The 6,253-nt window shown below is 72.4% G+C and carries 5 protein-coding genes; 1 reads left to right on the forward strand and 4 read right to left on the reverse strand.

Annotated features, from left to right (window positions below):
- Window positions 1-58 precede the first annotated feature (58 nt).
- The gene (locus AOK01_RS24615; protein WP_245702392.1) at window positions 59-697 is read left to right on the forward strand and encodes a class F sortase; all 639 of its coding nucleotides are present in this window, start codon (window positions 59-61) and stop codon (window positions 695-697) included.
- Window positions 698-747: 50 nt separating this feature from the next.
- Here AOK01_RS24615 and AOK01_RS24620 read toward each other — a convergent pair whose 3' ends face one another.
- From AOK01_RS24620 to lnt, 4 genes are all read right to left on the reverse strand, one after another.
- Window positions 748-2,694, reverse strand: coding sequence for a helix-turn-helix domain-containing protein (locus tag AOK01_RS24620; protein ID WP_055515264.1), 1,947 nt, complete (start codon window positions 2,692-2,694; stop codon window positions 748-750).
- 60 nt (window positions 2,695-2,754) lie between these two features.
- Window positions 2,755-3,555, reverse strand: coding sequence for a 3-hydroxybutyrate dehydrogenase (locus AOK01_RS24625; protein ID WP_055515266.1), 801 nt, complete (start codon window positions 3,553-3,555; stop codon window positions 2,755-2,757).
- Window positions 3,556-3,780: 225 nt separating this feature from the next.
- Window positions 3,781-4,254, reverse strand: coding sequence for an NUDIX hydrolase (locus AOK01_RS24630; RefSeq protein ID WP_055515267.1), 474 nt, complete (start codon window positions 4,252-4,254; stop codon window positions 3,781-3,783).
- An 85-nt stretch (window positions 4,255-4,339) separates the two neighbouring features.
- On the reverse strand, window positions 4,340-5,953 hold the full coding sequence (gene lnt, locus AOK01_RS24635) for an apolipoprotein N-acyltransferase (protein WP_055515269.1): 1,614 nt from the start codon (window positions 5,951-5,953) through the stop codon (window positions 4,340-4,342).
- Between the last annotated feature and the right edge of the window lie 300 nt (window positions 5,954-6,253).

A 6,253-nucleotide genomic window follows, 5' to 3' on the forward strand; every position in this document is an offset into this window, starting at 1 on the left:
TCACCCGCCTCCGCGTATCCACCCGGTACCGCAGTTCAGTTCTGCTCTGGAGTCCGCTGTGTCCTCTGCACCTCATCCGGTACGGCGTCCGACCGGCCTGCCGGTCCTCGCCCGCCTCGCCCTGGTCGTCACCGCGGTCCTCACCGTGCTCACCGGCTGCTCGTCCGCCCCCGGCAAGACCACTCCGGCCGCCGCGGACTCCCCCGCCGCCGTCGGCTCCCCTTCGCCCGGCACTGCCGCCGCCAAGCAGCCGGCGGCTGTCCCCACCAAGGTCGCCATCCCCTCGATCGGCATCACCAGTTCGCTGATGAAACTCGGCCTCAACGCGGACCGGACCGTCGAGGTCCCCCCGGCCGAGAAGGGCATGACCGCCGGCTGGTACGTCGGCGGTTCCGTGCCCGGGGAAGTCGGTCCCGCCGTCATCATCGGCCACAACGACACCCGCTTCGGCAAGGCCGTCTTCCACGACCTCGGGAAGATCACCAAGGGCGCGGACATCACCGTCACCGACAGCCGGGGAGCATCGGCGCGCTTCACCGTCACGGGCACCCAGAGCGTCAGCAAGAACTCCTTCCCGACCGAAAAGGTCTACGGCCCCACCGACGAACGCGCACTGCGCCTGGTCACCTGCGACGGCGATTTCGACGCCCAGGGCCACCCGGTGAACAACCTCATCGTCTACGCGAAGCTGGCCTGACGCCGCGCACGGACGGGCCAGGGCGCCGGCGGCCCCGCCGGGCCCGGGTCTCACCGCTGCCCCGCAGGCGCCGCGGACGACAACCGGTGCAGCCGCAGGGCGAGTTGGATCTCCAGCGCACGGGCCGGACTCTGCCACTCGGGGCCGAGCAGCCGGCCCACGCGCTCCAGGCGCTGCGCGACCGTGTTGACATGGACGTGCAGCTCGTCCTTGGTGCGCGCCGGGCTCATCCCGCAGGCGAAGTACGCGTCGAGGGTGCGCAGCAGATCGGTGCCGCGCTTCTCGTCGTACGTGACGACCTGGCCGATGGTGCGCTCGACGAAGCCGGAGATGTCCCTGCTGCCGGCCAGCAGCAGCCCCAGGAACCCGAAGTCCTCGGCCGCCGCGCCCTCTCCCGGGCGGCCGAGGAGCCGGAGCGCGTCGAGGCACCGCTGCCCCTCCGCGTACGCCTCGGCCACGGTCTCCGGGCGTGCGGCGAGTTCCCGCACGGGTGCGGAGGCGCCGACGGTGACCGTCTCGTGCACGGCCGTCGCCAGGTCTCTCGCCGTGCGGCGGGCCAGGTCCGTCACGCTGTCGCCGGGATCCAGGGGCAGCAGCAGGACGGTGCCGCCGTCGCGTGCCGCGGCGAGTCCCTGCCGGGTGGCGGCGAGGTGCGACGCCGCGGACCACAGCCTGCGCCGGGCGGCGGCCTCCTGGTCGGCGGTGTCCCCGGCTGTGCTGTCCAGGCGGGCGGCCAGCACCACGTGGACGGCGTCGAGGTCGGCGTCGAGCCGGGCCGCGCGCTCGCGCAGCAGCCGGGGATCACGGTCGCGGGCGTCGAGCAGGTCGTCCAGCAGCTCGCCGCGGACGCGCTGTTCGGCCTCGGCGGCCGAGCGCCGGGCGAGCAGCAGGAGCGAGGTGACCATGGCGGCCCGCTCCAGGGTGCGCTGGTCGACGGGGTCGAGGCCCGGCCGGCCGTGCAGCACCAGTGCGCCGAGCAGCTCGCCGCCGGCGGCGACGGCCACGACCCAGTCGTCCCCGTGGCGGACCGCGTGTCCTGCGTGTCCTTCGGCCCGTGCCACCTTGAGCGCGTCGTCGGGTGCGTCCCCGGCGTCGGCGAAGCGCACGGTTCCGCCGAGGACCTGGGAGACCGCGGCGGAGACGTCGTGGACCCCGCCGCCCCGCAGGACGAGCTCCGCCAGCCGGTCGTGGACGTCCGAGGCGCGCTCGATGACTCCGCTGCGGTCCCCGATGATCTCGTTGGCGCGCTCCAGGTCCGTCAGCGCGTCCCGGGTCTCGGTGAGCAGGTTCGCGGCGTCGATGGCGGCGGCCGCGAGGGCGGCGAACGAGCCGAGCAGCGCGATCTCCTCCCGCTCGAAGACCCGTGCGCGGCGGTCCGCGGCGAAGAGGACCCCGATGACGTGCGGGCCGAGCATGAGGGGCACGCCGAGGATCGCGACCAGCCCCTCGTCCCGTACGCCTGTGTCGATCGGCAGGGTGTGCCGGAAGCGTTCGTCCCGGAAGTAGTCGTCGGTGACATAGGGGCGGGCCGTCTGGGCGACGAGCCCGCCGAGTCCCTCCCCCATGCCCAGTCGCAGCTGCTGGAAGCGGGCCGCCACCGAACCCTCGGTGATCCGCATGTACGTGTCGCCCTCGGCCGGGTCGTGCAGGCTGAGGTACGCCACGTCCGTGCTCAGCAGTGAGCGGGCGCGCTGCACGATCGCCCGGAGGACGGCGTCGAGGTCGCGCAGTCCCGCCAGGTCGTGGGCCGTCTCGAAGAGCGCGGACAGCTCGGCCTCGCGTCTGCGGCGCCCCTCCATCTCGGCGCGCACCCGCAGGGCGAGCAGCTTGGCGTGCTCCAGGGCGGCGATCCGGTCGGGCGCCAGGCCGTCCGCGCGGGCCCGCAGCACCGGCTGCTCGTACGCGTCGGCGGACGCGCCCCTGGCCAGCAGTTCCAGGAACGGCGCCTCCGCGCCCCACTCGGAGCGTCCGGCCGATTTCGATTGATCGCGAGACATGTCCACCAGGATCGCCCATCGCGCCGACGGCCCGGCCGGCCCTGTGGATAACTCGGGCTCTCAGTGCGCGGTCCAGCCGCCGTCGAGGACCAGTGAGGTGCCGGTGACGAAGGACGCGGCGGGGCCGCACAGGTACGCCACGGCCTCGGCGACCTCCTCGGGTTCGATGAGGCGTTTGACGGCGCTGTCCCGCAGCAGGATTTCCGTCAGGACCCGCTCGCGCGGGATGCCGTGGGCGGCCGCCTGGTCGGCGAGCTGCTTCTCGACCAGGGGCGTGCGCACATAGGCGGGGTTCACACAGTTCGAGGTAACTCCGTGGGGGGCGCCTTCCAGCGCCGCGGTCTTGGAGAGACCCTCCAGTCCGTGTTTCGCCGCCACGTAGGCCGACTTGAAGGCGGAGGCGCGGAGCCCATGGACGGAGGACACGTTGACGATGCGGCCCCACCCCTGTCCGTACATGTGCGGCAGTGCTCCGCGGATGAGCCGGAACGGTGCCTCCAGCATCACGGTCAGCACGGTGTGGAAGGTCTCGGGCGGGAACTCCTCGATGGGCCGCACCAGTTGCAGTCCGGCGTTGTTGACGAGGATGTCGGTGCCCGCCGCGGCCGCTTCCGCCGCGTCCAGGTCGGTGAGGTCGAGGAGGTGCGGCTCGACGGTGCCGGCGAGGCCGCGGGCCTGTTCGGTGAGTGTCTCCAGGCCCTCGGGCTGCCGGTCGAGCGCCCGCACTCTCGCCCCGGCCGCGGCGAGCCGCAGCGCGCACGCGCGGCCGATGCCGCCGGCGGCGCCGGTGACGAGGGCGGTACGGCCGCCGAGGTCGAGGGACGGGGCCTGGGAGCCCCCGAGGACGTTGTGCGCGGTCATGCTCCGACCCTAGGGCCCTTCTGATGGATCTCCGCGGCGTCGCGACGCCCGGCACGCACTCTCGCCGCACCGGGCACAGACCCAAGTACGTCCAGTACGCGGGCCTGTGCCCGGCACACCGAGAGCACGCACCAGACGCCGCTCCTTCACCCACGGAGATCCATCAGAAGGACCCTAGCCAGCGGCCCAGGCCCGACCGATGTGGTCGGCACCCACAGTTCGGGCTCAGGTCATGGGGTCGAACCATGTGGGCTCGTCGGACAGTGCCTGCTTGATCCGGAACAGGCCGTGCTCGTTCAGCTCCGGCAGGGCGTCCACGTCGAACCAGCCCACCTCCAGCGATTCGTCGTCGTTGACACGGGCCTCCCCGCCGACGGCCCGGCACCGGAGGGTGATGTCCATGAACTGACAGACGTCCCCGTTGGGATACGTGATCGGCTTCAGGGCCTGTACGAGGACGACCCGCTCGGCGACACACCGGACGCCCGTCTCCTCGTACACCTCCCGGACCGCGCAGGCCGCAGGCTGCTCCCCCGGGTCCGACATGCCGGCGATGACGGCCCACTTGCCGGTGTCGGCCCGGCGCCCGAGCAGGACTCTGCCCTCGTCGTCGAAGACGACGGCGGTCACTCCGGGAAGCCAGAGCAGCTGCCGGCCGGCGGTGGCCCGGATCGTACGGATGAAGTCAGGAGTAGCCATGGACCGACCCTAACGGGCCTGGCACTTCCCCCTGCCGTGTTCCCCGCGCCCTCGCCCGGCGTAGCACCCCCGCCCGGCGTTACGCCTACAGATCACCGGCGCGTCGCCCGCGCACTGCCGACGTCACCGCCCAGCCGAGTCCGCCCGCCGCGATCAGGACCAGCAGCATCTCGGGCGCGATGCCGAGGTTCGTGGCGGGGGTCCTGGAGGAACGCAGCGGCACCTTCTGGACGAGCGAGTCCGCCACGAACATGCCGGTCCGCTGGGTGATCCGGCCGTCCGGCATGATCACGGCGCTGACGCCGCTGGTCACCGGGACGGTGACGGTGCGGCTGTGCTCGACGGCACGGACCCGGGACATGGCGAGCTGCTGGTAGGTCATCTCGCTGCGGTCGAACGTGGCGTTGTTGCTCGGCACGGAGATCATCTGGGCGCCGTGGGTGACGGTGTCGCGCACGGCCCAGTCGAATGCGGCTTCGTAGCAGGTGGCGAGGCCCACCTCGGTGCCCGCCAGGGTGAACACGCCCGGCTTGCTGCCCCGGCTGAAGTCCTGGCTGACCATGGACGTCCAGTTCTCGTTGATGGCGCCGATGAGCGAGCGCATCGGGAGGTACTCGCCGAACGGCTGGACCTGCCGCTTGTCGTAGGTGGCGCCGGGTCCCTTCGCCGGGTCCCAGAGGATCTGCTCGTTGTAGAGCTTGCCGTTCTTCTCCACGACGCCGCCGACCGAGATGGGCGCGCCGATGGCCCTGGCCGCCTTGTCGATCACGGCGTAGGCGTCGGGGTTGCGGAACGGGTCGATGTCCGAGGAGTTCTCGGGCCACAGCACGAAGTCGGGCCGGGCGACCTTGCCCGCGTCGACCCGCGCGGCGAGGCGTGCCGTTTCCTTCGCATGGTGGTCCAGGACGGCGCGGCGCTGGGAGTTGAAGTCGAGTCCCGCGCGCGGCACGTTGCCCTGGATGACCGCGACGGTCGCGGTGCCGTCCTCGGCCCGGTCGCTGACCAGGGGGCGTGCGGCGAAGGCACCCAGCACGGGCAGCACGAGACTGAGCAGGGCCACCGAGGCGGCCCCCCGGGGCACGACACCGGTGCGGCGCGCTTCGAGACCCTGCCGGACGGTCTCGTACAGGCCGAAGCCGCACAGGACGACCGCGAAACCGAGCACGGGCGTGCCGCCCACCGCGGCGAGCGGCAGGAAGACCCCGTCCGCCTGGCCGAAGGCGATCTTGCCCCAGGGGAAGCCGCCGAACGGCACGCGCGCGCGTGCCGCCTCTCCCGTGATCCACAGAGCGGCCGCCCACACCGGCCGGCCGGGCAGTTTCGACACGGCCGCGATGCCGGCGCCGACGAGCGCGACGTACACCGCCTCGATGACGACGAGCGCCAGCCACGGCCCGGGGCCGACCTCCACGCCGGTCCACACGAGCAGCGGCAGCAGGAATCCGAGGCCGAAGAGGTACCCGAGACCGAGGGCCGCCTTCCAGGTGCGGCCGCGCAGACACCAGCCGAAGACCGCGAAGGCGGGCAACGCCAGCCACCACAGGGTGCGCGGCGGAAAACTGACGTACAGCAGCACCCCGGAGAGCGCCGCGGCGGCGGCCGGAACGAGCTGTCGCGCCAGGCGCGCCACGCGCGGGGCGGGCCGGGCCTGCGGTTCGAGCTGATCCGGCTCGTCTACGGAGGTCGCTGTGACGGTCACTCCGGGAGTGTACGGCGCGTCACCGAGGCACCGACAGCGCGGGCGTTTCCTGTGGATCAGCCCGGATCGGCCCAGATCAGGATGGATCAGGATGGATCAGCCCGGATCCGACTGTGATCCGACAGAAACGCCCTGCGTCTCCGGCGCCTGACAGGGCGCTTACCCCTCACTTGCCGCATCGTTTCTGCGCAACTCGTCCACAAACCGGCGCATCACCCGTTACGGTATGCCGGAGCCTCGGGCGTGCAGGCCGTTTCCGGCCGGGCCGTCGGGGCCCGTCACAGGTCGGGGGCGTCGGGG

The sequence above is a fragment of the Streptomyces aurantiacus genome, from assembly GCF_001418335.1.
Lineage (GTDB): Bacteria > Actinomycetota > Actinomycetes > Streptomycetales > Streptomycetaceae > Streptomyces > Streptomyces aurantiacus.

Excerpts from the sequence above, each read along its gene's own strand:
- AOK01_RS24630 (WP_055515267.1), bottom strand. The coding sequence starts at position 4,254 with ATGGCTACTCCTGACTTCATCCGTACGATCCGGGCCACCGCCGGCCGG.
- AOK01_RS24620 (WP_055515264.1), bottom strand. The coding sequence starts at position 2,694 with ATGTCTCGCGATCAATCGAAATCGGCCGGACGCTCCGAGTGGGGCGCG.
- AOK01_RS24625 (WP_055515266.1), bottom strand. The coding sequence starts at position 3,555 with ATGACCGCGCACAACGTCCTCGGGGGCTCCCAGGCCCCGTCCCTCGAC.